The organism is Micromonospora sp. CNZ297, assembly GCF_007827625.1.
On record NZ_VISU01000009.1, the window covers coordinates 163,453 to 189,036 of the forward strand.

A 25,584-nucleotide genomic window follows, 5' to 3' on the forward strand; every position below is an offset into this window, starting at 1 on the left:
GATGGAACTGCGGATCTTCACCGAGCCCCAGCAGGGGGCCACATACGACCAGCTCCTCGCTGTGGCCCGCCGCGCGGAGGAGACCGGCTTCGCCGCGTTCTTCCGCTCCGACCACTACCTGAAGATGGGCTCGGTGAGCGGCGACCCCGGCCCGACCGACGCGTGGACCACGCTCGCCGGGCTGGCCCGCGACACCACCCGGATCCGGCTCGGCACGCTCATGACAGCCGCCACGTTCCGGCTGCCGGGCCCGCTGGCGATCACCGTGGCGCAGGTCGACCAGATGAGCGGCGGCCGGGTCGAGCTGGGCATCGGCACCGGCTGGTACGCCGAGGAGCACTCCGCGTACGGCATCCCGTTCCCGTCGCTGGGGGAGCGGTTCGACCGGCTGGAGGAACAACTCGCCGTCATCACCGGGCTCTGGTCCACCCCGGCGGGCTCCACGTTCGACTTCCCCGGCACGTACTACCCGGTCAGCGACTCGCCCGCGCTGCCCAAGCCGGTGCAGCGCCCCCGCCCGCCGATCCTGCTCGGCGGCATGGGCCCGAAGCGCACACCCCGCCTGGCCGCCCGGTACGCCGACGAGTTCAACCTGCCGTTCGCCTCGGTCGAGGACACCGTCGCGCAGTTCGGGCGGGTACGCGACGCGTGCGCCCGGATCGACCGCGACCCGTCCACGATGACCTGGTCCAACGCGCTCGTGCTCTGCTGCGGCCGCAACGAGGCCGAGGTGAAGCGCCGCGCCGAGGCGATCGGCCGTGACCCCGACGAACTGCGCGCCAACGGCGCCGCCGGCACGCCCGCCGAGGTGGTCGAGACGCTCGGCCGGTATGCCGAGGCGGGCAGCTCGCGCGCCTACCTCCAGGTGCTCGACGTGAGCGACCTGGACCACCTGGAGCTGGTAGCTGCCGAGGTGATGCCCAAGATCTGACCCGGCCCCTGCCCGCCGCCCGTCGCGCCTCCCGGATCCCGTCGAGATCTTGGTACCAAACGGCCCCCATAGGGGCCCTTTCTTACCAAGATCTCCATCGGTCCCACCTTGCGAAACGACTATCTCGCGTTACGGGAGGCACTCCCGCACCACCGCCGCAACCCCGCGATCTTGCGGTTGCGGCCCTTTCAGTGCCGGATTTACGGCTCTTGTCGGGGCAGCAACTGCATGATCAACGGTGTGGGCGCCAGAACTCCAAGATCGTCGCCGAGTCGCGTGAGCGCCGGGCGCGTCAGCGTGGGGTTGCGCGGCGGACGGTGTCGAGGCGGCCGTCGCGGTCGCTGTCCAGGTACGTCACGTCGGGCACACCGTCGCCGTCCAGGTCGACCTGCACCACGTCGGCCACGCCGTCGCCGTCGAGGTCGGTCACCACCTCGACGGAACCGTCCAGGTGCCGGGTCACGATCGACCGGCCCGACACCTGGCGCGGCGGCGGCCCCGGATGGGGCACCGGGTCCGGCTCGGGCTCGGGCGTGGGCCCCGGCACCGGCGCGGTCCCCACGGGCCCCGCCCCGGCCGCGGCAGGCGGCATCCCCACGGCGGCAGGCGGCATCTCCGCGGCGTCGGGGTCCACGCCGGTCGGGTCGATCTCCTCCTCCGACGGGTACACGTCGCCGCGGAGGCTCGGGTCGCGGTAGCTGCTCATCCCGCCAGGATTCCCGCCGAGTGGCCGGGGCAACCCTGCGGGCGCATGATGGCGCATGATGCAGCGCATGACGGACACCAACTGGGCCGGAAACGTCAGCTGGTCGGCGCGTACCCGATCGCGGCCGACCTCGACCGACGACCTGCGCCGGCTGGTCGCGGAGGCCGACCTGGTCCGGGCCGTCGGCACCGGCCACTCGTTCAACCGGCTCGGCGACACCACTGGTACCCAGATCGCGCTGGACGGCCTGCCGCCCGCCGTCGCGCTCGACCCGGACCGCGGCGCCGTCACCGTCGCGGCCGGCGTCCGCTACGGCGACCTGGCCACCGCGCTGCAGGCTCAGGGGTACGCGCTGGCGAACCTCGCCTCGCTGCCGCACATCTCGGTGGCCGGCTCGGTCGCCACCGCCACCCACGGCTCCGGCGTGCGGAACCGCAACCTCGCCGCCGCCGTCGCCGCGCTGGAACTGGTCACCGCCGACGGCGACCTGATCACCGTCGACCGGGCCGACCCGCGGTTCGCCGGGCTGGTGGTCAACCTGGGCGCGCTGGGCGTGGTCACCCGGCTCACGCTCGACGTGGTGCCCACGTACGAGATCCGGCAATACGTCCGGCTCGGCCTGCCCCGCGCGGCGCTGGACGAGGCGCTCGACGCCGAGTACAGCGTCAGCGTCTTCACCTCGTGGCGTTCGGAGCGTTTCGACCAGGTGTGGGTGAAGCAGTACGCCGACCAGGCGCCGCCGCCCGCCGACTGGCTGGACACGGAGGCGGCCGACTCCCCCCGGCACCCGGTGCCCGGCATGTCGCCGGAGCACTGCACGGCGCAGCTCGGCGAGCCGGGGCCGTGGCACGAGCGGCTGCCGCACTTCCGGCTCGGCTTCACCCCGAGCAGCGGCGACGAGTTGCAGTCCGAGTGGCACGTGGCCCGGGACGACGCGGCGGCGGCGCTCGCCGCGCTCGACCCGGTCGCCGACCGGATCGCCGCCGTGCTCCAGATCTGCGAGCTGCGGACGATCGCCGCCGACGAGCTGTGGCTGAGCCCGAACTACCGGCGCCACTCGCTGGCGCTGCACTTCACCTGGATCGGCGACCCGGTGGCGGTGGCGCCGGTGCTGGCCGAGGTGGAGACGCGGCTCGCCCCGTTCGCGCCGCGCCCGCACTGGGGGAAGCTGTTCGACCGCGATCCCGCCGCCGCGTACCCCCGGCACGCCGACTTCGCCGCGCTGCTGCGCGAGTTCGACCCGAAGGGGAAGTTCCGCACCGCCGAGATGGACCGCTACTTCCCCCGGGACTGACGGCGCCGACTGGGCATGCGCTCCCGGCCCTCGCTTCGCTCGGTGCGGTCACTCATGCGGGTCAGCGCCCGGCCGGCACCTGCTGGCGCAGGCTGCCACGCTGCACCGCCCGGCTGATGTCGCTGGGCGAGACGATGCCGACCAGCTGGTCGCCGACCACCACGAGCGCCCGGCCGTCGGTGCACTCGTTGAGCCGGGGCAGCAGGTCGGTGAGCTGCTCCTCCGGGCGGGCGAGCACGAGTTCGTCAGTCCGGCAGGACACCTCGGCCAGGGTGGTCGACGCGCGGCGGTCCGCCGGGATGCTGCGTACCCGATCGAGCGTGACCAGGCCGACCGGCCTGCCGTCGACGGTCAGTGGGAGCGCGGAGTGCCGGTACGCGAAGAGGTAGTGGTCGACGAAGTCGGCCACTGTGAGGTCGCCGGACGCGGTCTGCGGCTGCGGCGTCATCACGTCGCCCACCCGGATGCCGCGCAGCGCGTCGCCCATCCGTGCGGCGCGTTCCTCCTGGCCGGCGGCGCCGAGCAGGAACCAGCCGATCAGCGCCAGCCACAGCCCGCCGAACCCGGCGCCGGTGAAGAACCGCCACAGCCCGAGCCCGATCAGCACGACGCCGAGCACCCAGCCCGCGCGGGCCGCCACCACGGACGCCTTGGTCCGGTCGCCGGTGAACTTCCAGACCGCCGCGCGCAGCAGCCGCCCGCCGTCCAGCGGGGCGGCCGGCAGCACGTTGAAGATCGCCAGCAGCACGTTGATGCCCGCCAGCCAGGCCAGCGCGCCGAGCAGCAGCCCGTGCCCGCCCGCGGCGGCGACCGCTACCGCGATCGCCGCGAAGAACACGCCGATGATCAGGCTGACCAGCGGCCCGACCCCGGCGATCCGCAGCTCGGCGCCCGGGTCCTTCGCCTCGCCCTTCAGCTCGGCGACGCCGCCGAACAGCCACAGCGTGATGCCCTCGACCTCGATGCCGTTGCGCTTGGCGACCACGGCGTGCGCCACCTCGTGGGCGAGCAGGCCGAGGAAGAAGACCACGGCGGCGGCCAGACCGGCCGCGAAGTAGGCGACGGGGGAGTGACCGGGGTACGAGGATGGGAACAGGCTCGCCGACAGCGCCCACGCGATCAGCACGAAGATGACCAGGACACTCCAGTTGACGCCGACCGGTACGCCCGCGATCCGGCCCAGACGGAAACTCGCCCTCATGTTCCCGTCATACCCGGCGGACCCACCCGCACACCAGGGCCGGGTGGCATCTCACAGGGCACCAGGGCAGAGCCCTCAGGGCGTCAGCGGCGGAAGGACCGCTGTTTGACGCTCGCGATGAAGGTCGACCAGGCTGCCCGGTCGAAGGCGAGGGCCGGACCGGCGGGGTCCTTGCTGTCGCGTAGCCCGACCACGCCGGGCAGGCCGTCGGCGACTTCGACGCAGTTTCCAGAGCCGTTGCTGCGGGTGCTCTTGCGCCAGGTCACCGCCGCCTGGTTGACCTCTTCCACCCGCGCGTCCTCTCACAGCTCGTCGATCGCCCCCAGGATGAGGCTACCCGCGCGGGTCTCGACGTAGACGACCCCCGGATCGGCCGGCTCGGGAAGGTCAGCACGCTTAAGGTGCTGCCCATCGACCCGCACTCGTCCGCGCCGAAGATCAGGATCTGGATGGTGCGGCCGGGCCGGTCCGCATCGTCCGGCAGCACGTCGTCGTACGCCTGCCACCAGCCGAGACGGCCGGTCACTGGCCGAGCGTCTCGTTCTTGACGGCCCGGATGAAGGCGGTCCAACTGCTAGGCGGGAAGGCGAGGGCCGAGCCGGCGGGTTCCTTGCTGTCACGTAGCCCCACGACGCCGGGCAGGCCGTCGGCGACCTCGACACAGTTGCCACCGTTGTTGCTGCGACTCGACTTGCGCCAGACTGCGCCGGTCAGGTCAGGCACGGGAGTACTCCTCTGCGACTTGCTGGATCAGACTCTTCGATCGGGACTCGGTGAGGGCGCGGCTCGTCATGTCGGCCCAGATGGTGTCGTAGGCGGCAATCTCGTGCGGCTTGTCGAGGTAGATGGCGCCGGTCGCTGCCTCCAGGTAAGCCACCGGTGGTTCCAGCTCCTTGCCGTTGCTGTCCTTCGGGAAGTCCAAGATCGAGAAGGCTCCCGCCATGGCCCCGGCATGCAGCCCGGCGGAAAATTCCACAACTTGGACGGTCACGTTGGGTAGCTCTGCTGCCTTCAGGATCTGGTGAAGCTGTTCGGCCATGATCGTGGCGCTGCCGACTCGTCGACGCAACACGGCCTCGTTGATTATCACGCTGAGTTGCGGCGCGGAGAACCGGGTGAGAAGCGCCTGCCGCTCGACGCGCAGTTGGACCGCCCGCTGACGCTCGCTGCTGTCCTTCGCGTCGATCGAGCCGCCAGGCGTTCGGAAGACCTCCTCGGCGTAGGCGCGTGTTTGGAGCAAGCCGGGAACCAGTTCGGCCTCGTACTGCCGGATGGTGGATGCGGCAGCTTCGAGCCCGATGTAGAGCTGGAACCAGCGCGGTAGGCCCGAGCCGACATAGTCGTGCCACCAGTTCTTGTTCTCTCTGGTGGCTGCCGTCAGGGCAAGCAGCAGCTCACGGTCGTCGGCGGATGCGCCATAGAGGTCGAGCATCTGTTGTACGTCTGCCTGCCGGAAGCGGACGTGCTCGGCACCGTTCTCGATCCGATGCAGCGTCGCCCGCGCTCGGTCCAGACGTTCCGCAGCCTGCTCCATCGTCAGTCCTGCGGACTTGCGCAGTGACTCGAACTTGCGGCCGATCTGCCGCCGCAACATCGTCGAGCCGGTGACTCCTTGTGACACGCACTGCCTCCGACTGCGGTTGTTCCTCAACAAGTGGACGTCCAATTGAAGCGCCGTCCTGTCTCGCAATCAATAGACACGTCACAGCGAGTATCTTTCTTTGGGTAGGTCGCTATCGCCAAGCTGCTATTGCAATGTTGCAATTGCGCTTGTCCAGTGCTTCACTGCCTCTGCGGCCACTGTGGAGTTCTCGCTGCTCAGTGGCCATGTGAGCCCTGCTGACGTACTGCTGGTCGAAGGCTGCGGTGGCAGGTGCCGGGGTGGGTCCGCCGGTGCGGGGCGGGTCGGCGGATCCACCCCTTCCACGGTTCGATCTCGACGGTGAGAGGCAGGTCCTGCCATGCGCGTCTTCCTCCGGCGTGTCCGGCGTCGCCGGCGGTCGGTCCTCGGATCGACCTGCTATCGCTCGTCGGCCTACCACCCGCTGCGCCCCTGGCAGGTGCGCGAGCGGAGCTTCCGGACGACCCCGCTGGGCCGGCGCGGGCTCGACCCGCAGGAGGTGCGGGAGTTCCTCGACCGCGTCGCCGGTGACCTGGCCGCCGTCTACGACGCGCTGGCGCAGAGCCGCCGGGAGACGGACCGGATCAAGAACGCGCTGCGCCGCTGGCAGTCGGAGCAGGCCCAGGCCCGCAACGAACGGGGGTACGACAGGTGACCGAGCGCTGGGTGATCCATCTGCCGGTCGTCGTCAACGACCTGCTCTCCGCTCAGCGGCTGGCGAGGGTGGTGGCGCACTGGACCCACGTTCTGCCGCAGACCGAGCCGGGCGGCACCACTGTCTCGGCGGAGGACGACCAGAACGTCCGCCACTGGGTGTTCTGCGACCGGTTGCTGCCCGGCGGGCAGCGGTGTCTGCTCCGGCCCGGACACGACGGTGAGTGCTCCCGGCGGTTCCGGCCGCGATGAGCGACCGCCGGGGGTCAGCGCCGTCGAGGGGCCTCGGCGACCACCGTCGGGGAGAACTCGTTCGCCGCCTCCACCGCCCACTCCAGCGCGAAGTCCGCCTCCTCCTCCCAGCCCGGTTCGCCGCCGACGAAGTGCGACCGGCCGGGGAACTCCCGGTAGCCGGTGAGCGCCGTCGAACTCCGGTAGAGGTTGGAGATGCTGGTGGCCAGCGACGCGGGCACCACGTGGTCCTCGCCGCCCGCGGTGATGACCAGCGGGGCGCGGTCGCTGCGCTTCTTGTCGATCTCGGTGGCCGAGTTCGGATCCAGGTTGGCGAACGCCGCCTCGAACAGCACGTGCCCGGCGCCCGGTACGGCGTACCGCTCCCAGGCCGCGTCGGACTGCTCCTGGCTGATGGTGTTGCCGAAGGCGTACCGGAAGTCCTCCGGTGTGAACGGCACGGCGCGGTGCCGGTTCGCCGGGTTGTGCAGGATGGAGTACCCGGAGCGCAGCGTGCTGGGCGGCAGCTTGAGCACGCCCCGTACCGGCGCGGGGTGCACGGCGACCACCGCGGCGCCGAGGCGGCGGTCCGCCAGCAACTGGGCGATCAGGCCGCCGAACGAGTGGCCCATGATGATCGGCGGGCGCGGCAGGTCCCTGATGATCGCCTCGTAGTGGTCGGCGATGTCGGCGATGCGCTGCGCGGCGATCGGCGCCGGGTCGGCCCGCAGCTCCTCCACCTCGCGGTCCATGCCGGGCCAGGCGGGCGTGAGCACCTGGAAGCCGCGCGCGGCGTACCGCTGCGCCCAGTGCTCCCAGCTCCGCGAGGTCATCCAGAGCCCGTGGATGAGCACGATCGTGTCGACCCGTCCCGTCGGTGCGCTCATGTCTAGTCTCCCCGTTTCGCCGCTGGACGGCCCGCGCGTACCCGGACTGGGTGCCGGCAATCCTGTCTGATCGAACGGACAGGGAACGGACGGGTGGCCCGGATGATCAGCGTCCTGAGTCGACTGTCAGGATGACGGCATGACGGTCAGACTTGCCGACAGGGTTGCCCTGGTGACGGGCGGGAGCCGGGGTATCGGCGCCGCCGTCGCGCGCCGGCTGGCCGAGGACGGCATCCACGTCGCGTTCACCTACCGCACCGCGGAGGACAGCGCGAAGTCCGTGGTGAGCCAGATCGAGGCGTACGGCCGGACCGGCCTGGCGATCAATGCGGACAGTACCGACGCGACGGCCGTGGTCGGCGCCGTGGAGCGGACCGTAGCCGAGTTGGGGCGGTTGGACATCCTGGTCAACAACGCCGGGGTGTTCGCGGGTGGGCCGATCGAGTCGGTCAGCCTCGACGCCCTGGACCGGGCGATCGCGGTGAACGTGCGCGGGACCTACCTCGCCACCCAGGCGGCGGTACGCCACATGGGTGCCGGTGGGCGGATCGTCAACATCGGCAGCAGCTTCGCCAGCCGTGTCCCGGCTCCCGGCGTGAGCGCGTACGCGATGACAAAGAGCGCCGTGAACGGGCTGACCCGGGCGCTCGCCCGCGAGCTCGGTCCGCGTGGGATCACCGTCAACCTGATCCTGCCCGGCTCGACCGACACCGACATGAACCCGGCGGACAGCGCGGGCGCGGACGGGCAGCGGTCGCACATCGCCCTCGGCCGGTACGCGGATCCGGACGACGTGGCGGCGACTGTCAGTCACCTGGTGGGCGCCGGCGGACGGCACATCACCGGCGCGTCGATCGCGGTCGACGGCGGCGCGACGGCCTGAGCGGATCCGGGCCGACGACCGGCTGCTGGGCCGAGCCCGGTCAGGGCAGGCGGTCGACCACCACGAAGGCGGTGCCCGGCTCGACCTCGGTCAGCAGCAGGCGCTGGGCGCTGCGGGTCAGCCGGATGCAGCCGTTCGTGACGTTCTTGCCGAGCGTGTCGTCGTTGTACCAGCTGTGCAGGCCGATGTGGGCTCCGCGCAGCCCGGTCGGCACCGCGTCCGGGTCGTCGGGGATCGCGCCGAGGGCGAAGATGTCGACGCCGCCGTAGACGGCCTCCGGGGGCGGGGTGCGGCCCAGCACGAACGTGCGGCCCAGCGGGGTGAGCTGCCCGGACATGCCGAGGCTGACCGGCCAGGTGCGCATCGCGCGCCCGTCCCGGCTCCAGGTGAGGCGGTGGGTGCGCCGCTCCACCACGATCTGGTCGCGCAGCACCACAGTGGTCCAGCCGCCGGACGGCAGCCAGGCGATGGTGCGGTTCGCCGACGGCAGCAGCACCGCCGTCCAGCCCGAGCGGCGGTCGACGATCGGCACGGTGAGCCGTACGCCGCTGATGGTCGGCGCGAGGAACGCCAGCGGACGGCCGCCCGGTGCGTCGTAGGCGGCCACGTTCCGGTTCGGGCGCAGCCCTTCGCTCAACGGGCGGGTGTCGGCCGGGTCCGGGTCGGGCGGGAAGCCGCGCGGCGCCGGGTCGTAGGTGACCACCGGCAGGTCGTCCGGCGCCGGCGCGGCGGGCGGCACCGACTCCACCGGCGACGGACTCGGCGCGGCGGTCGTGGCCGGGGGCGCGGCGGCGGGCGGCGCCGCCTGGCGCGCGGGCGCGGCGGTGAGCGCGCGGCCGACCAGCAGCGCGGTGACGAGCAGCAGCGGTGCGGCGAGCGCGGCGATCAGCCAGCCGGGAGGCCGGCGCGTGGCGAACCGGTCGAAAAGCACGAAACCGACTGTAACCGACCGGAAGCCCCCGTACCCGGTACTGCGGGTACGGGGGCTTCGCGGCCCGGGTGGCTCAGCTGAGCTTCGCGCCGATGTGGATGGCGATCCCGTCGTGCGCGGCGATGTTCGCGGCGAACCAGCCGGACGAGTCCACGGTGATCACCGGGCCGCTGCACGAGCCGTTGCTGAACGTGCCGTGGATGACGTCGCAGTAGCGGCCCGCCGGCAGCCCGGTGTAGTACGACCGGCCGTTCACCGCGCTGTCCTCGTCGTTGATCGTCAGGTAGCCCTTGCCGGTACGGCTGAACGCGATGTGCTGGTAGCCGTTGTCGTACCAGTTGGAGACCCCGGCGCCCTCGGTGGCGTTGCGGAAGCCGACCATGTTGGCGATGACCGGCCAGCGGTGCTCGCACTCCCAGCCCGAGTAGCAGGTGACGTTGGTGATCCGGTTGCTGCCGTCGGCGGGCGGGCCCTGGTCCCGGCCGCTGTACGTGAAGCTCGACATCACCGTCGGGGTGCCGTACGGCCAGGCCAGCATGAACGCGTTGGCGAGCGCGTACGTGCCGCGGTTGCGGTAGGTGAGCACGCCGCCCTCGCGCTGGGTGTCGTGGTTGTCGGTGAAGACCACCGCCTTCGCGCTCGACAGGTAGCCCCAGGACTCGCCGAAGTTCCGCAGATACGCGAGGCGCTCGTTGTTGAACATCCGGGCCAGGTCCTTGCCGTACCGGAACTCGTGCACGTCGCCGTTGCCGGTGTACTCGGTCGGCTGGATCGGCTCACCGGCGCCGTAGATGACCTCCTGCACCAGGTACGCGCTGCGGTTCAGCTTGGCCTTGATCGCGGCGATGTCGGCGGCCGGCATGTGCTTGCTGCCGTCCAGGCGGAAGCCGTCGACGCCGAGCGAGAGCAGGTCGTTGAGGTACGCGGCCAGCCGGCCGCGCACGTACTCCGACTCGGTCTTGAGGTCGGCCAGGTTGACCAGCTCGCAGTTCTGCACCTCGTACCGGTCGTTGTAGTTGGCGATGTCGTTGTTGCCGTTGCGTCCGCAGTAGTGGAAGTCCTGCGCCGAGTAGACGCCCGGGTAGTTGTAGTGGCCGTACGACGAGCCGGCCCAGCCGGTGCCGCCGTTCTCCTGGCCGGACATGTGGTTGACCACGGCGTCGACGATCACCTTGACGCCCGCGGCGTGACAGGTGTTCACCATGGACTGGAACTGCGCGCGGGTGCCCTTGCGGGACTCGATCCGGTAGCTGACCGGCTGGTACGACACCCACCACGGGCTGCTGTTGACGTGCTCCTGCGGCGGGGACACCTGCACGTAGCCGTAGCCCTTCGGGCCCAGCGTGCTGGTGCACTCGGCGGCCACCGAGGTCCAGTTCCACTCGAAGAGCTGGACGATGACCTTCTTGGCGCCGGGGGTGGCGGCGGCGGCCGGGGGTGCCGCCGCGGTGAGGGGGACGAGCAGACTCGCGGCCAGACCCAGGGCGAGCGCGGCGGCGCGGCATCGGCGTCGATGCATCAGGACTCCTGCGGGGTGCGGGGGATGCGGGGGAGTGGAGCCTGTATCAGTGCCGGCTTCTTGCAACCAGCCTGAAATTTTGCGGCAAGGTTACGAGCCTGTTGCAAAGTCTGTCAACGCATGGGCATCCGTCGTTGCGTCAGGCGCTACACGCGCGTCCGGTCCGGACGGTTCGAGAATCCGGCCGAGAAATTCGCCACCGGAGGTGATCCGTCCGCGCCGTCCCTCCGTACCTGAGGTGGGAGCAGGGTCGGCCGGTGGGGGCGCCGCCGCGAGACGATCGAGGAGCAGATGGCCCGGGCACAGCAGAACGAGAAGGCGACGACCGTCCGGACCACCACCACCAGTCGTGGTGCCCGGACGATGTCGAAGTCCGCGATGGTGGCGCTGACCGCCTCCGCGCTCGGCCTCGCGTGGGCCGGGGTGGAGCTGGCCGGCGCCGGCGGCGTCATGTACTCGTACGGATTCTTCTTCACCGAGTTCTTCGCCGGGGTGGTCGCCCTGGTCTCGCTCAGCATCACCGTGATGCTGGGCCTGCTCGCCACCGACCGCCTGGTGCTGCTCATCCGGCACCGCGTGCTGCTCCAGTCGGCGCACCGCGCCACCGGCGTGCTCGGCGTGGCCGGGCTGGTCTTCCACGTCATCACCAAGGTCGCGATCGGCCGGGCCGGGCCGACCGACGCGGTGGTGCCGTTCATCAGCGGCAGCGGCCTCTACATCGGGCTCGGCACCGTCGCCGCGCTGCTGATGGTGGGCGTGCTCTGGACCGGCCTGATCCGGGTCCGGTTCGCCGGCGTCGGTCCCAAGTGGTTCTGGCGCGGACTGCACTCGATGGCGTACGTGTCCTGGCCGTTTGCGCTCGTGCACGGCCTCAACGCCGGCCGGCCCGCCGCCGGCTGGGTGGTGCTGAGCTACCTCGCCTGCGTGGTGCTGGTGGTGATGGCGCTGCTGGTCCGCGTCTCGGTCCACCTCGGCAAGCGCAGCCGCGAGCAGCACCAGGCCGTCGCGCTCAACAAGGCGATGGCCGGCAAGGGCGAGGAGCGTACCGGCGTGTTCGCCGCGCTCACCCGGAAGAAGGCCGCGGACAAGGAGGACAGCGGCGCCGGCCGGGGACGCTGGGCCGAGGCGACAGCCACCTGGACCGCACCGGCGGGCACCGCCCGGCGGCGCGACCCGGAGCGGTTCGCCGTACCCGTGGTACCGGAACCCGGGTCGCTGCGCGAGCCGGTCCGCGCGGCAGCCGCCCGGCGGCGCGACGCCGAACCGGACGCGCCTGCCCGGCGCGCCCGCACCCAGGAGGCGCCCGCCCGCCGCCGCGACGAGGAGCGCGAGCCCGTCGTCCGCGCCCGGGACGAGGAGGCGGCGCCGGCCCGCCGGACCGACGGCGAGCGGTCCCGCCGCCGTCGGCGCGACGACGAGGAGCGCGTGACCCGCCGGTCCCGGAACGAGGAGCGGGTGAGCCGCCGGTCCCGCGACGACGAGGATCTGGTCGCCAGGTACTCGGCTCCGCCGGAGAGCGGCGGCCGGCACTCGGCGCCGCCGGACACCGGCGGCCGCCACTCCGCACCCCCGGACAGCAGCCGGTACGCCACCGCGGCCGAGGTGGCCCGCTACTCCGCGCCGCCGCGCGCCACCGACGAGCCGGAGGAGCCGTGGGACAGCCCGCGCCGCTGGGAGAGCCGCCCGATCTCCGGTGAGCCGATCTCGGCCGGCCCGATCTCCGGCACCCCGCTCTCGGCCGAACCGCTCAGCGGGTCCGGCCGCCGCTACCGCGACGAGGAGGACGTGCCGGAGGAGCCGGACTACTGGCGCCCGCCGGCCCGCTACGCCGCCGACGAGGCGTTCGTGGACGACACCCCGACGCTCGTCGACCTCGCCTCCCGCCGGGCGATGCGCGCGGGCAAGGAGAGCCGGTCCGGCCGTCGCAAGCGGGCCGACGCGGACGCGGTCGACGGCGCGTACTGGGCCGGGCTGCGAGGTGAGGCCCGGTGACGCGCACGACGGTCCCGCCGGTCGCCTGTGTCGGCGAGCCCCGCCTGACCGCCGGGTTCGCCGAGTTCGGCCGGCTCGACCTGCTGGCCCACGAGGAGGTGCACGGCCCGATCGGCCCGATGGAACCGGCGGCGCTGCTGCGACTCGCCGAGGCGATCGACCTCAAGGGCAAGGGCGGCGCGGGCTTCCCGTTCGCCCGCAAGCTGCGCGCCGTGCTGGAGTCCTGCGAGCGGCAGGACCTCGGCGCCGTGGTGGTGGTCAACGCCACCGAGGGGGAGCCGGCGAGCTGGAAGGACAAGGTGCTGCTCACCCGCGCCCCGCACCTCATCCTGGACGGCGCCGCGCTCGCCGCGTTCGCGCTCGACGCCGAGGAGATCGTGATCGGGGTGGCCGACGACGACGTGGGCCGGCCCTCGCTGACCGAGGCGTTGCAGGAACGGCGGATGCCGGTGCCGACCACCATCGTCACGGTGCCGCACCGGTTCATCTCCGGTGAGGGCGGCGCGCTGGTCAACGGCATCAACGGCCTGCCGCACATCCCGCCCGGCACGAAGAAGCGTTCCAGCGACTCCGGCGTCGGCGGTCTGCCCACGCTGCTGTCGAACGCCGAGACGTACTCCCAGCTCGCCGTCGCCGCCCGGATCGGCCCGTACGAGTACGCCGCGCTCGGCACCGACGACGAGCCGGGCACCGTGCTGCTCACAGTCACCGGGTCGGCGAAGCGCCCCGCCGTGGTGGAGTGCGCGGCCGGCACCCCGCTGCGGGAGATCCTCGACCTGTGCGAGGTGCCGCCCGGCCCGGGCATCCTGATGGGCGGCTACCACGGCAAGTGGATCACCGCGGCGGCCGCCGAGCGGGCCGAGGTGTCCCGCAAGGGGCTCACCGCCGTGGGCGGCACGCTCGGTGCCGGCATCATCGTGCCGCTCGGTGCCGACACCTGCCCGCTCGGCGAGGCCGCGCAGGTGGTGCGCTACCTGGCGGGCGAGTCCGCCGGGCAGTGCGGCCCGTGCAAGATGGGCCTGCCCGACCTGGCCCGCTCGGTCGACCTCGCGGTCTCCGGCAGCGCACCCGTCGAACTGGTCCGGGCCGCCGCCGGCGACGTCAAGGGACGCGGCGCGTGCAGCCACCCGGACGGCACCGCCCGGTTCGCGCTGTCCGCCATGGAGGTGTTCGCCGACGACCTGCGGCTGCACGCCACCGGCGAGGGCTGCGGCAAACGCGTCAAGGGCATGATGGGCCTGCCCGGCGCGCCGGACGCCAACCCGCAGAAGCTCACCCTGGACTGGTCACGCTGCGACGGCCACGGGCTGTGCGCGCACGTCGTACCCGACTTCATCCGGCTCGACGGCAACGGCTACCCGGCGTTCCCGCCCACCCCGGTGCCGACGTGGCTGCGCGAGGGCGCGCTCAAGGCGGTCAAGGTCTGTCCCGAACTCGCGCTCCGCCTGGTCCGGGCCGAGTAGAACCAGGAGCCGCCGATGCGTACCGCCGCTCGTGTGACAGCCGTCGCCCTACTGGCCGCCACGCTCGCCGCCGCGACCGCCTGCGCCGCCGGGCCCGAGCCCGGGGACCGGGCCGGAGCGGTCGCACCGGCGCCCCCGGCCGCCGCGTCCCCGTCCGGGCCGGCATCCGCACCGGCGTCCACGTCACCGGCCGCGGTGCCGGCCGCGCTGTCGTTCACCGGCAAGACCCTCGACGGTACGGCGTTCGACGCCGCCGCCCTGGCCGGGCGGCCGGTCGTGCTCTGGTTCTGGGCGCCCTGGTGCGCCACCTGCGCCAGCCAGGCGTGGACGGTGGCCGAGATCGCCCCGGCCTACCGCGACACGGTCCCCATCGTCGGCGTCGCCGGACTCGGCGAGCAGAAGGCGATGAAGTCGTTCGTCACCGAGTTCGACCTGGGCGGCACGACACAGATCGACGACCGGGCGGGCGCGCTGTGGCGCCGGTTCAAGGTGGCCGAGCAGAGCACGTTCGTCGTCCTGGACCGCACCGGCCGGGTCGTCCACCAGGGATTCCTGGACGGCGAGGCACTGACCCGGCAGGTCGAGACGCTGGCCCGGGGATGACCGGCGCGCTGCTGCTCGCGCTCACCGCGGGCATGCTCGGCGCGGTCAACCCGTGCGGCTTCGCGATGCTGCCCGCGTACCTCTCGCTGCTCGTCGCCGGCCCCGACGGCGGGCGCGGCGCGGTCGGACGCGCGCTCACCGCGACCGCCGGTCTCACCCTCGGGTACGTGCTGGTGTTCGGCGCGTTCGGGCTCGCCCTGGCGCCGGCGGCGGACTGGCTGCGGCCCCGGCTGCCGTGGCTGACGGTGACGCTCGGCGTGCTGCTGGCGCTGGCCGGATGCTGGCTGCTCGCCGGCCGGCGGCTGCCCACGCCGCGCCCGCTGCGTGTCGCGCCCCGGCTCACCCGTACCTGGCCGTCCATGGCGCTGTTCGGCGCGGCGTACGCGCTCACGTCGCTGACCTGCGCGATTGCGCCGTTCCTGGCGATCGTGGTGACCAGCCTGCGGGCAGGGTCGCCGCTGCGCGGCCTGGCGCTGTTCGGCGCGTACGCGCTGGGGATGGCGCTCGTGGTCGGCGTGGCCGCGCTCGCCGTGGCGCTGCTGCGCGGCCGGGTCGTGGCGCGGCTGCGCGGCGCGGGCGCGTGGGTGCCGCGGCTGAGCGGCCTGGTGCTGCTGGTAGCGGGCGGCTACGTCGCCTGGTACGGCTGGTACGAGGTACGCCTCGCCCAGGGCCGCTACGACGCCTTCACCGACCCGGTCATCCGCACCGCCGCCCGCATCCAGCAGTCAGTGGTGAGCGCCGTCGACACGCTAGGCCCCGCCGTCCTCACGGCGCTGCTCCTCGCCGCGCTGCTCCTCGCCGCCCTCACCCGCCGCCCCCTCTCCCGCCCCCGCCCCCTCTCCCGCGATCTTGCAGTTGGTGCCCGGGCGGAAGGGGTGAAGCGGACTTCTCGCGGGCCGGAAGTGCAAGATCGCGGGGGAGAGGCGGGTGGGGCGGGGACGGGGGCGGGGACGCGGGTCAGCGCGGGGTGAGGCGGTCGGTGCCGAGCTTGTCGCGGAGGACCTCCGGGACCACCACCGAGCCGTCGGGCTGCTGGCACTGCTCCAGGATGGCCGGGAACAGGCGGCTGGTGGCGAGCGCCGAGCCGTTGAGCGTGTGCACGAAACGGGTCTGCTTCGCGCCCGGCTCGCGGTAGCGGATCGCCGCCCGGCGGGCCTGGTAGTCACCGGCCCAGGAGACCGACGACACCTCCTTGTACTTGCCGGTGCTCGGCATCCACACCTCGACGTCGAGCGTCTTCTTCATCGAGGCGCTCGCGTCACCGGCGGCGAGCAGGCTGGTCTGGAAGTGCAGACCGAGCTTGCCGACCAGGCCCTCGACGTGCCCGACCATCGCCTCCAGCGCCTCGCCCGCCTGCTCCGGCAGCGTGAACTGGAAGATCTCCACCTTGTTGAACTGGTGGCCGCGCACGGTGCCGCGCTCGTCGGAGTGCGAACCGGCCGCCTCGCGCCGGTAGCACGGCGTGTACGCGAACGCCTTCAACGGCAGCTTCGGCGTCTCCAGGATCTCGTCCTGGTACGCGCCGAGGATCGCCGTCTCCGCGGTGGGCAGCAGGAACTGGCCGCGCGAGGACGACTGCTTGTCGATGTGGTAGACGTCGTCGTGGAACTTCGGGAACTGCCCGGCGGCGAAACCGGCGCTGTCCAGCAGCAGGTGCGGCGGGAGCAGGAACTCGTAGCCGGCCTGGATGTTCTGCTCGATCAGCCAGTTCACCAGCGCCCACTCCAGCCGGGCGCCCAGACCGGTGTACATCCAGAAGCCCGAGCCGCCGAGCTTCACGCCCCGCTCGTGGTCGACCAGGCCGAGCGCGCGGCTCAGCTCCACGTGGTCGCGTACCTTCTCGATGGCCGGCGCCTCGCCGAACGTCCGCACCACCCGGTTGGCCTCCTTGCCGCCGGGGACCACGTCCTCGGCGGGCAGGTTCGGCAGCTCGCTCATCGCCGAGCGGAGCCGGGACTGCACCTCGTCGAGCTGGGACTCCAGCTCCGCGAGCTGCTTGCGCTCGGCCTCCGGGGCGACCGGCTGCGGCGTGCCGCCGGACCGTTTCGCCTCCGCGTACGCGCGCGCCTCGGCCTTGCGGCGCTGCCGCTCGGCGTCGATCTCCGTGATCAGGGCGCGTCGTTCCTGGTCGAGCCGCTGGATGTCGTCCAGCGCCCGGGTGACCTCGGCGGGATCCAGACGCTTCGCCAGCGCGGTCGCCACCGCCTCGCGATCCTTCCGGATCAACTCCATGTCGAGCATGCTGCTCGTACGCCTCCGTCCAGGCAGTCAGGTGGGACCTCCAGATGCTACCGTCGCGCCCCCGCCGCCCCGGCCCGGCCCGCGCAGCCCGCCGCCGCGAGGCCCTTTCCGGTGACGGTGCGTGGTGGTGCCGCCGTCGGTGCGCCGTTCTCACTTTCCGTGATGGTGCTCCGGTGCTGGTGCCGCCCCGCTGCGGCTCGCTAGTTCGCTGAACTGGTCAATCTCGCGGATCCGCTCTCCGGCGGACATGTCCCTCCGGCGACTTTGCTCTGCAGCCACCGACGCGGCGTTCGACGGAGCGTCAGCGTCGCGCGGATGGCTGCAGAGCAAAGTGCGCGAGGGGTGACGCACCCAGGAGGGCGGCGGCGTCACGCACAGTCACGGATGCCTGCCGCAGAGCGGTACCGACGCCGACGAGCGCGGAACGTCAGAGGCGTACCGGCATCAGGACCGAGAAGGCGTGCGCGTCGTCGGCCCGCCGTACGGCCAGCGGGGCGATCGGGCCGTCCAGCTCCAGCACGAGCTGGCCGTCGCCGGACCCCAGCGCGTCCAGCAGGTACTCGCGGTTCACCGCCACCCGAAGCGCATCCGGGCCGCCCGCGCCCGCGCCCGCCGCGCCCGCCCCGCCCTCCACGCCCTCCACGCCCCCGGCGTCGACCACGCCGTCCGGGTCGACCAGGCGCAGCTCACCCCGGCCGTCCAGGCCGAGCGCCACCACCTCGTGCTCGACTCCCTCGTGCGCGCGGTGGCAGACCGGGACGCCGTCGGCGGTGAGCGCCGCGCGCAGCGCCGCGCCGTCGAACGGGATCCGGTACGTGGGCACGTCGCCGAGCTGCGCCCGCAGCAGCCGCCGGTAGTCGGGGAAGTCGTACGGCAACGGGACGGCGGTCAGCGGCCGGCCCGCCACCGTGACGGTCACCCGGTCGGTGGCGACGACGACCTCGGCGGTGTCGGCGCCGTCGAGGTCCAGCAGCGCGCGGAGTTCGTCGACGGCGGCCACCGGCAGCAGCGCGCTCACCGGCGGGCCGTCGACGGTGCCGCCGACCCGGGCCACGGCGAGCCGGTGCCGGTCGGTGGCGACCAGCCGGACGCCGTCCGGCTCGACCTCCACCAGCACGCCGGACAGGACCGGCAGCCCGGGGTCGGCGCCGACGGCGAAGCGTACGGCGTCCACGGCGGCGGCGAGGTCGGTGCGGGACAGCACGAGGCGGGTGGTCACTGTGATCTCCTCCGGGTCGATCAGGCTACGGATCCGGGAGAGTTCGCGACGCGCGTCGGCCAGGCCGTCCTCCAGGCGGCGCAGGTGCGCGTCCAGCAGCCGGTGCACCTCGGCCGGCCGGTGCCGGTTCCGCAGCGCCTCGGCGATGCCGGCCAGCGGCATCCCCACCCGGCGCAGCCCTGCTACCAGCCGGGCCGGGTCCACCTGCTCCTCGGTGTACCAGCGGTAGCCGGTCACCGGGTCCACCCGGGCCGGGGCCAGCACGCCGGAACGGTCGTAGAACCGCAGCGCGCTGACCGTCAACCCGCTGGCCCGGGCCAGTTCGCCGATGCTGCGAAGCTCGCTCTCCACGGCCGTCATCCTGTGACCTCAAGCGGGTCGAGGGTCAACCTCACGCCGGCAGCGTGCGGAACGTGATGCCCGCGCGTACCAGCCGATCCAGCAGCGCGTCACCCATCGCCGTGACCGGCGTGACCTGCCCGGCGGTCTCCGGCAGGTCGTCGAAGGCCAGGCAGAGCGCCGACTCGGCGAGCATCTTGGCCGTCTCGTCGTAACCCGGGTCGCCGCCGGCCACCTCGGTCACCACCCGCCGGTCGCCGGCGGTGCCCACGAACCGCACCCGGAACCACGACTTGGCCCGCTGCTCGGCGGTCGGGCCCTGCCCGGAGGCGAGCCGCCCGAGCAGCCAGCGCCGCGTCGGCGCCACCTTCACCAACCCCACCACACCGGCCAGTCCGACGCCGGCGACCAGCACAGTGGGCAGCCGCTTCATCGCCGCGAAGTGCCGGTAGCGGAAGTCCGGGCCGTACTCCGGGCGGGCCGCCGCGGACCGGCGGACCACCTGCGGGTCGATGGTGGGCAGCGGCACCGCCCACTGGCCGAACTCGCGTACCCGGCCGACCTTGCCCGGCACCGCGCGGACCCGGCGTCCGTCCGGGCCGGGCTCCATCGCCCGGCGGGCCCGCGCCGCCCGGCTCATCTCACCGGTACGGGAGAACGCGGTGAGCGCCGAGTGGTACGTCCCGGCGGAGAACCGGCCACCGGCCCGCACGTAGCCGTCCACGGCGATCGGCCCGTCCGCCGGCAGTTGCTTGACCGTGTACCAGACGCCCAGGTCGTGCGGGATCGAGTCGAAACCGCAGGCGTGCACCAGGCGCGCCCCGGTGCGCACCGCCTCGGCGTGGTGCCGCACGTACATCCGGTCGACGAACTCCGGCTCGCCGGTGATGTCGAGATAGTCGGTGCCGGCCGCGGCACAGGCGGCCACCAGCGGCTCGCCGTGGTGCACGTACGGGCCGACTGTCGTGGCCACCACCCGGGCGCTCTCCGCCACCGCCCGCAGCGACGCCGGGTCGGTCACGTCGGCGGTGAGCAGCGGCAGGTCGGCCAGGGCCGGGTCGATCGCGGCCAGCCGCTCCCGCACCGCGGCCAGCTTGTCCGGGTTGCGCCCGGCTAGTGCCCAGCGCAGCCGGTCCGGCGCGTGCCGGGCCAGGTACTCGGCGGTCAGTCCGCCGGTGAAGCCGGTGGCGCCGAACAGGACGAGGTCGTACGGACGGTCTGCGCGCATCCGCCGAGTGTGCCATCCACAGCGCCCACCTTCACGGGGTGAAGAGCACCCGGACGCAGCCGTCAGCCCGGTCCCGGAACAACGCGTACCCCTCGGCGCCGCGCTCCAGCGGCATCCGATGGGTGGCCAGGTGCTCGGTGACCAGCTCGTCGCGGGCCATCCGTTCCAGCAGCGCCGGGATCGCGGCACTGCCCCGGCGCCGGGCGGCGCGGACGGCGAGCCCCTTGTCGGCGAACGCGCCGAGCGGGAACCGGTCCACGAATCCGGGCCGGGCGCCGAGCACCACCACCACGCCGCCCTTGCGACAGGCGTGCACCGCCTCGCGCAGCGCCGCCCCGCCGTCCGGCTCGGCCACCGGCCACCGGCCCGGCGCGGCCGGCACCCCGGAGGCGTCGACGCACACGTCCGGGCCCCGGCCGCCGCTGCGTTCGCGCAGCTCGGCGAGCACGTCCACGTACCTGTGGTTGAGCGCCTCCACGCCGTCGTGCCCGGTGACCATCCGCAGCCGGTCGTCCCGGTCGTCGACCACCACCACCCGGTCCGCGCCCCGGGCCACCGCCGCGTCGGCGGTGAGCTGGCCGACCGCGCCCGCGCCCCAGACCGCCACCACGTCGCCGGGGGCGACCTCGCCCAGCTCGGCGCCGTACCAGCCGGCCGGTGCGGCGTCGGCGGCGAACACCGCCCGCTCGTCGCTCACCGACTCCGGCACAGCGAACGCGCCCACATCGGCGTACGGCACCCGCACGTACTCGGCGTGACCACCGGCGAAGCCGCCCAGCCGGGCCGGGCGGCCGTACCCGCCGGCGGGCGGCTGCCCCCACTCCGGCTCGGCCACCACGCCGCTCGTGCCGTTGTCACAGCACGCCGGCAGCCCTTGCCGGCAGAACCAGCACGCCCCGCAGGCCACCGCCGCGCCCACCACCACCCGGTCGGCGACCCGGTGCCGGCGTACCTCCGGACCGACCTCGACCACGTCGCCGAGGAACTCGCGTCCGAGCACCTCCCCGGCGGACGCCTCGGGCACCTGCCCGGCCAGAAGCGGCAGGTCCGCGCCGCAGGTCGTGCTCCGCCGGACCCGGACGATCATGTCCTGGGCGTTGCGCAGCTCCGGGTCCGGGACGCGGCGCACCTCCACGAGACCGGCTCCCGCCCAGCACAGCGCCCTCACGTCACGGTCCCCGGCCGGTCCAGCGGCGAACGGTCCGCCCGCAGCACCTCGCCGGTCTCCAGGAGCTGCTTGGTCTGCCGCAGCACGTGGCGCAGGAACCGGCCCGGGTCGTCGCCGACCAGGTGTGCGGCGAACCCCGGGAGCGTGCACTCCCCGCCCAGCGGGCGGACCGCCAGCTCGGTACCGCGACCGCCGGGGGCCGGACGGGCCCACAGCTCGACCGCGCCGTCGAGGCGGCGCAGCGGCTCGGGCCACCGCCCGGCCGGGAGCACCTGCTCGGGCGCCCCGGCGATCGTCACCACCTGCCACCGGCCCGGCCGCGGGTCGGCGCCGGACCGCCGCGCCCGGCGGCGGGCCAGCACCCGCGCGCCCGCCGGAGCCAGCACCCGTACCCCCGCCAGCACCAGCACGCCCGCCGCCAGCCGCCCGCTCCGCGCCACCTGACCTCCCGCCGTCCCCGAGTGGCCGACCAACCCGTCCGGCCACCCCGCGTGCCTACAGGGTGCGCGCCGCCCGGGTGAGCGGGGTTCGCCCCGAAGGGGTGAACCGGCGCGCTGCGGGTAACCGCTGCCCGCACCGACGGGGGGAGGGACGCATGCCGGAGGAGGCAGACCAGGTCGTCACCGCACCGAGCGGCACAAGCGACATCACCGGTACGCCCGATCTGCTCACCACCGGCCTCGATTCGCCCGATGTCGCCGGTGGTGCGCTGCCGGGTGGCCCGCCGCTGCTGGCGTCCCGGTTGACGCCGCCCGTGCCGCCCGAGCCGGTCCTGCTGCGTCCCCGGCTGCTCGACCGGCTGGAACAGGGCGCGTCCGGGCCGGTGACGCTCGTCTGCGCGCCGGCCGGCTGGGGCAAGACCACGCTGCTGTCGACCTGGGCGCAGGGGGAACGGGACGGGCCGGCGCCGGCCTGGGTCACGGTGGCCGAGGGGGAGACCACCCGGCGGCTCTGGGGCTACCTCGCGGCGGCCCTGCGTACCGCCGCCGCCGACGATCCGGACGACGGCCCTCCACCGATGCCGGACGGGCCGCCCCGGCCCGAGCAGCTCGAAACGCTCGCCGCCGCGCTCGCCACCCGTGAACGACCCGTGCTGCTGGTCCTGGACGACCTGCACCGGGTCACCGACCCGGCCGCCCTGACCGGGCTGGAGTTCCTGCTCCGGCACTCCGACGGCCGCTTGCGGCTGGTGGCCGGCGCGCGCGGCGAACCACCGCTGGCGCTGCACCGCTGGCGGCTGGCCGGCGAGCTGACCGTGATCGGCGCCGACGACCTGGCGTTCACCGCCGACGAGGTGGCCGACCTGCTCGTCGCGCACGGCGTGGCCGTACCCGCCCCGGCCGTGACCCGGCTCGTCGAACGGACCACCGGCTGGCCGGCCGGGCTGCGCTTCGCCGCGCTCGCGCTCGGCGACGGCGCCGACCCGGCGCGCACCGTGGAACGGTTCGCCGGTGACCAGCCGGACGTCGCCGCGTACCTGCGGGACGAGGTGCTCGCCCCGCTGGAACCGGCGACCCGCGACGTCCTGCGCCGGGTGGCGGTGGCCGTCGCGGTCCACGCCGACCTGGCGGCCGCGCTGACCGGGCGGCCCGACGCCGGGCACCTGCTCGCCGAGGCGGCCCGGGAGGGCGGCTTCCTCCACCAGGACGGCGGCAGCCCACCCTGGTACCGGCCGCACCCGCTGCTGGCCGACGTGCTGCGCGACGAGCTGGACCGGCTGCCCGCCGACGAGGTGCGGGAACTGCACCGGCGGGCCGCCGGCTGGTACGGCACCCACGACCGTCCGGCCGAGGCGCTGCGGCATGCGCTTCTCGCCGGTGAGTGGGCCGACGCCACCGAACTGCTCGTCACCCGCTGGCCCGAGCTGGCGCCGGACGAACCGGCCGCCGTACCCGCTCCGCCCGAGCCGCCGGCCGAGGCGGTCCGCCGGGATCCGGAGCTGGCGCTGGCCGCCGCCGCCGAACGGGCGTACGCCGGGGATCGGGCCGCCGCCGACGCGCAGCTGCGGCGGGCGCTGGCCGAGGCCGCCGGCCTGCCCGCGCCCCGCCGTGACCGGTTCGGCCGGCTGGCCGCCGCCGTGGAGCTGAGCCTCGCCCGGCTCGGCGGCGACCACGAGGAGGTACGCCGGGCCGCCGACCGCCTGCTGGCCACCATCGCCGCTGACGAGTCCCCGGGCGGCCCGGACGCCGACAGTGCCGTTGCCGGTGATCCCGGCGATCCGCGCGCCGGGACGGCCGAGCGGCACGACGTGCGCGCGGTGGCCGGTGCCGCGCACGGGCTGGTCGCGCTGGCCGAGGGGGAGCTGTCCACCGCCCGGGACCGGTTCGCCGCCGCGCGGGAGGCGGCGCGGCGGGCCGGGCGGCCGCGTACCGAACTGCTCTGCGTCAGCCGCTCGGCGCTGCTGGAGGCGGCCCGGGGCGCGCTGCGGGCCGCCGAGGAACTGGCCCGGGAGGCGCTGGCGATGCCGCCGTGTCAGGGCTGGTCGTCGCGGTCCGACTGCGGCTACGCGTACCTGGCGCTGGCGTTCGTGGACTGGCAGCGGGACCGGCCGGCGGAGGCCACGGCCCACCTGGCGCTCGCCGGGCCGGCCGGTGCGGAGCCGGGCGGCGCGGCGCTCACCGCGCTGTGCCGGGCCGGGCTGCTGGCCGACGGCGGCGACCCGGGCGGCGCGCTGCGCACGCTCGCCGGGGCGCGCGCGGTCGCGCCCGGCGCGGAGCTCGGCGAATGGCTCGCCGCCGACGAGGCCCAGGTACGCGTCGCCGTCGGCGACGTCGACGGTGCCCGGACGCTGCTCGACGCGGCGGGTGACGGGCCGGCGCCGGCGCTGGTGGCCGCGCGGCTGCGGCTGCGCGCCGGTGACGCCCGCGCGGCCGAGCGTGCACTTCCCGACTGGACCGCGTCCGGCGCGGCGGACTGGCCGTTGCCGGTGCGGCTGGGCGCCGGGCTGCTCGACGCGGCGCTCGCCGACGCCTCCGGTGACGCTCGGCGCGCCGGGCGGCTGCTGGAGGAGGTGCTGGCGCTCGCCGAGCCGGACGGCTTCCGGCGCGTCTTCACCCGGGCCGACCCGGGGGTACGGGACCTGCTCGCCGCGCGCCTGGACTCGGGCACCGCGTACTGGGCCACGGTGAGCGAGCTGGTCCGGGGCGTGGACGCGCAACCGGCAGCGGCACCGGCCGACGGTCCGGCCCGGTCGCTCGACGAGCCGCTCACCGAGCGGGAACTGACCATCCTGCGCTATCTCCAGAGCATCCTGTCCAACGTGGAGATCGCCGCCGAGCTGTCACTGTCGGTCAACACGGTCAAGACGCACGTGCGCAACATCTACCGCAAGCTCGACGCGACCCGCCGACGGGACGCCGTCCGGCGGGCGCGCGAGCTGCGGCTGATCTGACAGTCAGCCGTCGTCGGTGGCGGCGTCCACCACTGCCAGCAGTTCGGCCAGGTCGTAGCCGCCGTCGTGCCGGACGTCGTTGACGAACAACGTCGGGGTGCCGTTGACGCCGCTGCGGATGCCGCCGACGAAGTCCTGCCGGACCCGGTCGGCGTACTCCTGCCGGCCGACCTCCGCGGCGATCTCCTCCGGCGACAGGCCGATCTGCTCGACGCCGAGCGACAGGTGCACCTGGTCGAGCTGGTCCTGGTGCTGGTAGAGCCAGTCGTACATCTCCCAGAACCGGCCCCGGGCGGCGGCGGCCTCGGCGGTCTCCGCGGCGGTCTCCGCGTACGGGTGGACGTTGGTGATCGGGAAGTGCCGGTACACCAGACGCACCATGTCGGCCCGCTGGCGCAGCACCTCCGCCAGGTTCGGGTAGGCGGCGCCGCAGAACCGGCACTGGAAGTCGCCGTACTCGACGACGGTGACCGGCGCGTCCACCGGCCCGCGGACATGGTCGCGTTCGGTCACCGGGATCCGCAGCCGCGCGGTGGTGACCTGAAGGGGCGTGGTCATCCGGTACTCACCCGCCGATCCGCGTCCAGCTGTTCCAGTGCGTCGAGGATCCCGTCCACGCCCGGGTTCACCTCGGGCGGGGACAGATGGCTCCAGGCCACCCGGCCGTCCGGGTCGAGGACCACGAGTGCCCGGTCCGACTGCCCGTGCGGCGCGTACGCGCCGTACCGGCGCGACACCTCGCCCTTGGGCTCGAAGTCGGCGAGCAGCGGGAACCGGATGCCCCGGCTCTCGGCGAACGCCCGGTGCGAGTCGACGCTGTCCACCGAGATGCCCAGCAGCACCGCGTCGTACCGCTCCAGCTCGGGCAGGGCGGCCTGGTACAGGGTCATCTGCTCGCCGCACACAGGTGACCAGTCCGCCGGGTAGAAGGCCAGCACCACGGGACGGCCCCGGAACTGCCCGGGGCCCACCTCCCGTCCGTCCGGCGCCGCCGGGAGCGTGAACCCGGGCGCGGCCCGCCCGGGTGTGATCAGCCCGTTCGGATCACTCATGCCTCCCACCATGGCCGCGGCCCGGGTGAG

25 protein-coding genes are annotated in these 25,584 nt (G+C 73.9%); 10 read left to right on the forward strand and 15 right to left on the reverse strand.

Annotated features, from left to right (window positions below):
- Window position 1 precedes the first annotated feature (1 nt).
- Entirely contained in the window at window positions 2–931 is a 930-nt protein-coding gene (locus FB454_RS18145) for an LLM class F420-dependent oxidoreductase (RefSeq protein WP_145754803.1), read from the forward strand.
- Window positions 932–1,223: 292 nt separating this feature from the next.
- On the opposite strand, the gene FB454_RS18150 is transcribed toward FB454_RS18145, so the two are convergent.
- Window positions 1,224–1,637: a hypothetical protein gene (locus tag FB454_RS18150; protein WP_145754800.1), complete on the reverse strand. Its 414-nt coding sequence runs from the start codon at window positions 1,635–1,637 to the stop codon at window positions 1,224–1,226.
- Between the two features lie 67 nt (window positions 1,638–1,704).
- Between FB454_RS18150 and FB454_RS18155 the strand changes: the two genes are divergently transcribed.
- Window positions 1,705–2,931 (forward strand): FAD-binding protein, encoded by a 1,227-nt coding sequence (locus tag FB454_RS18155; protein ID WP_145754797.1) that lies wholly within the window; start codon window positions 1,705–1,707, stop codon window positions 2,929–2,931.
- 61 nt (window positions 2,932–2,992) lie between these two features.
- On the opposite strand, the gene FB454_RS18160 is transcribed toward FB454_RS18155, so the two are convergent.
- The 4 genes from FB454_RS18160 to FB454_RS18180 all read right to left on the reverse strand — a co-directional run bounded on the left by FB454_RS18160 (window position 2,993) and on the right by FB454_RS18180 (window position 5,726).
- Window positions 2,993–4,132: a site-2 protease family protein gene (locus FB454_RS18160; protein ID WP_145754795.1), complete on the reverse strand. Its 1,140-nt coding sequence runs from the start codon at window positions 4,130–4,132 to the stop codon at window positions 2,993–2,995.
- 83 nt (window positions 4,133–4,215) lie between these two features.
- A complete protein-coding gene (locus FB454_RS18165) occupies window positions 4,216–4,422 on the reverse strand; it encodes a DUF397 domain-containing protein (protein WP_030271682.1) in 207 nt (68 codons plus the stop codon).
- A gap of 232 nt (window positions 4,423–4,654) precedes the next feature.
- Window positions 4,655–4,855 carry a DUF397 domain-containing protein gene (locus FB454_RS18175; RefSeq protein ID WP_030271680.1) on the reverse strand — a complete coding sequence of 67 codons (201 nt, stop codon included), beginning with the start codon at window positions 4,853–4,855 and terminating at the stop codon, window positions 4,655–4,657.
- Window positions 4,848–5,726 carry a helix-turn-helix domain-containing protein gene (locus FB454_RS18180; RefSeq protein ID WP_030271678.1) on the reverse strand — a complete coding sequence of 293 codons (879 nt, stop codon included), beginning with the start codon at window positions 5,724–5,726 and terminating at the stop codon, window positions 4,848–4,850. The genes FB454_RS18175 and FB454_RS18180 overlap by 8 nt, the downstream gene beginning before the upstream one ends.
- 367 nt (window positions 5,727–6,093) lie before the next feature.
- Between FB454_RS18180 and FB454_RS18185 the strand changes: the two genes are divergently transcribed.
- Both FB454_RS18185 and FB454_RS18190 read left to right on the forward strand, forming a co-directional pair.
- Window positions 6,094–6,408: a DivIVA domain-containing protein gene (locus tag FB454_RS18185; protein WP_030271676.1), complete on the forward strand. Its 315-nt coding sequence runs from the start codon at window positions 6,094–6,096 to the stop codon at window positions 6,406–6,408.
- Complete coding sequence (locus tag FB454_RS18190) at window positions 6,405–6,659, forward strand: hypothetical protein (protein ID WP_013287870.1); 255 nt, start codon at window positions 6,405–6,407, stop codon at window positions 6,657–6,659. The genes FB454_RS18185 and FB454_RS18190 overlap by 4 nt, the downstream gene beginning before the upstream one ends.
- 14 nt (window positions 6,660–6,673) lie before the next feature.
- On the opposite strand, the gene FB454_RS18195 is transcribed toward FB454_RS18190, so the two are convergent.
- Complete coding sequence (locus FB454_RS18195; protein ID WP_145823207.1) at window positions 6,674–7,525, reverse strand: alpha/beta fold hydrolase; 852 nt, start codon at window positions 7,523–7,525, stop codon at window positions 6,674–6,676.
- A gap of 139 nt (window positions 7,526–7,664) precedes the next feature.
- On the opposite strand from FB454_RS18195, the gene FB454_RS18200 reads away from it, so the two are divergent.
- Window positions 7,665–8,408 carry an SDR family oxidoreductase gene (locus FB454_RS18200; RefSeq protein ID WP_145823208.1) on the forward strand — a complete coding sequence of 248 codons (744 nt, stop codon included), beginning with the start codon at window positions 7,665–7,667 and terminating at the stop codon, window positions 8,406–8,408.
- Between the two features lie 40 nt (window positions 8,409–8,448).
- On the opposite strand, the gene FB454_RS18205 is transcribed toward FB454_RS18200, so the two are convergent.
- Window positions 8,449–9,339, reverse strand: a complete 891-nt coding sequence (locus FB454_RS18205; RefSeq protein WP_145823209.1) for a L,D-transpeptidase — start codon at window positions 9,337–9,339, stop codon at window positions 8,449–8,451.
- Window positions 9,340–9,412: 73 nt separating this feature from the next.
- On the reverse strand, window positions 9,413–10,858 hold the full coding sequence (locus tag FB454_RS18210; RefSeq protein ID WP_145823210.1) for an alpha-amylase: 1,446 nt from the start codon (window positions 10,856–10,858) through the stop codon (window positions 9,413–9,415).
- Between the two features lie 291 nt (window positions 10,859–11,149).
- Between FB454_RS18210 and FB454_RS18215 the strand changes: the two genes are divergently transcribed.
- Genes FB454_RS18215 through FB454_RS18230 form a run of 4 tightly spaced genes read left to right on the forward strand, consistent with a single transcriptional unit; the run spans window position 11,150 to window position 15,887 of the window.
- Complete coding sequence (locus FB454_RS18215; protein ID WP_145754789.1) at window positions 11,150–12,850, forward strand: ferric reductase-like transmembrane domain-containing protein; 1,701 nt, start codon at window positions 11,150–11,152, stop codon at window positions 12,848–12,850.
- On the forward strand, window positions 12,847–14,313 hold the full coding sequence (locus tag FB454_RS18220; protein WP_013287862.1) for an NADH-quinone oxidoreductase subunit NuoF family protein: 1,467 nt from the start codon (window positions 12,847–12,849) through the stop codon (window positions 14,311–14,313). Before FB454_RS18215 ends, FB454_RS18220 begins: the two co-directional genes overlap by 4 nt.
- A 15-nt stretch (window positions 14,314–14,328) precedes the next feature.
- Window positions 14,329–14,916 (forward strand): redoxin family protein, encoded by a 588-nt coding sequence (locus FB454_RS18225; protein WP_145823211.1) that lies wholly within the window; start codon window positions 14,329–14,331, stop codon window positions 14,914–14,916.
- Window positions 14,913–15,887, forward strand: a complete 975-nt coding sequence (locus FB454_RS18230) for a cytochrome c biogenesis CcdA family protein (RefSeq protein WP_145823212.1) — start codon at window positions 14,913–14,915, stop codon at window positions 15,885–15,887. The genes FB454_RS18225 and FB454_RS18230 overlap by 4 nt, the downstream gene beginning before the upstream one ends.
- On the opposite strand, the gene serS is transcribed toward FB454_RS18230, so the two are convergent.
- The 5 genes from serS to FB454_RS18255 form a co-directional block, all read right to left on the reverse strand.
- The gene (serS, locus tag FB454_RS18235; RefSeq protein WP_013287859.1) at window positions 15,874–17,157 is read right to left on the reverse strand and encodes a serine--tRNA ligase; all 1,284 of its coding nucleotides are present in this window, start codon (window positions 17,155–17,157) and stop codon (window positions 15,874–15,876) included. The two genes, FB454_RS18230 and serS, sit on opposite strands and share 14 nt — an antisense overlap.
- Window positions 17,158–17,584: 427 nt before the next feature.
- Entirely contained in the window at window positions 17,585–18,736 is a 1,152-nt protein-coding gene (locus FB454_RS18240) for a DNA polymerase III subunit beta family protein (protein WP_145823213.1), read from the reverse strand.
- Window positions 18,737–18,767: 31 nt separating this feature from the next.
- The gene (locus FB454_RS18245) at window positions 18,768–19,943 is read right to left on the reverse strand and encodes a saccharopine dehydrogenase NADP-binding domain-containing protein (RefSeq protein WP_145754779.1); all 1,176 of its coding nucleotides are present in this window, start codon (window positions 19,941–19,943) and stop codon (window positions 18,768–18,770) included.
- 31 nt (window positions 19,944–19,974) lie between these two features.
- Window positions 19,975–21,111 (reverse strand): alcohol dehydrogenase catalytic domain-containing protein, encoded by a 1,137-nt coding sequence (locus FB454_RS18250; protein WP_145754777.1) that lies wholly within the window; start codon window positions 21,109–21,111, stop codon window positions 19,975–19,977.
- Window positions 21,108–21,551: a hypothetical protein gene (locus FB454_RS18255; RefSeq protein ID WP_013287855.1), complete on the reverse strand. Its 444-nt coding sequence runs from the start codon at window positions 21,549–21,551 to the stop codon at window positions 21,108–21,110. The genes FB454_RS18250 and FB454_RS18255 overlap by 4 nt, the downstream gene beginning before the upstream one ends.
- A gap of 155 nt (window positions 21,552–21,706) precedes the next feature.
- Here FB454_RS18255 and FB454_RS18260 point away from each other — a divergent pair, with 155 nt between their 5' ends.
- A complete protein-coding gene (locus tag FB454_RS18260; RefSeq protein WP_145754775.1) occupies window positions 21,707–24,502 on the forward strand; it encodes a winged helix-turn-helix domain-containing protein in 2,796 nt (931 codons plus the stop codon).
- Between the two features lie 3 nt (window positions 24,503–24,505).
- Here the strand turns inward: FB454_RS18260 and FB454_RS18265 are convergent, their stop codons facing one another.
- Window positions 24,506–25,060, reverse strand: coding sequence for a DsbA family protein (locus tag FB454_RS18265; RefSeq protein ID WP_013475608.1), 555 nt, complete (start codon window positions 25,058–25,060; stop codon window positions 24,506–24,508).
- Window positions 25,057–25,554, reverse strand: a complete 498-nt coding sequence (locus tag FB454_RS18270; protein ID WP_013475609.1) for a redoxin domain-containing protein — start codon at window positions 25,552–25,554, stop codon at window positions 25,057–25,059. The genes FB454_RS18265 and FB454_RS18270 overlap by 4 nt, the downstream gene beginning before the upstream one ends.
- Window positions 25,555–25,584: the final 30 nt, after the last annotated feature.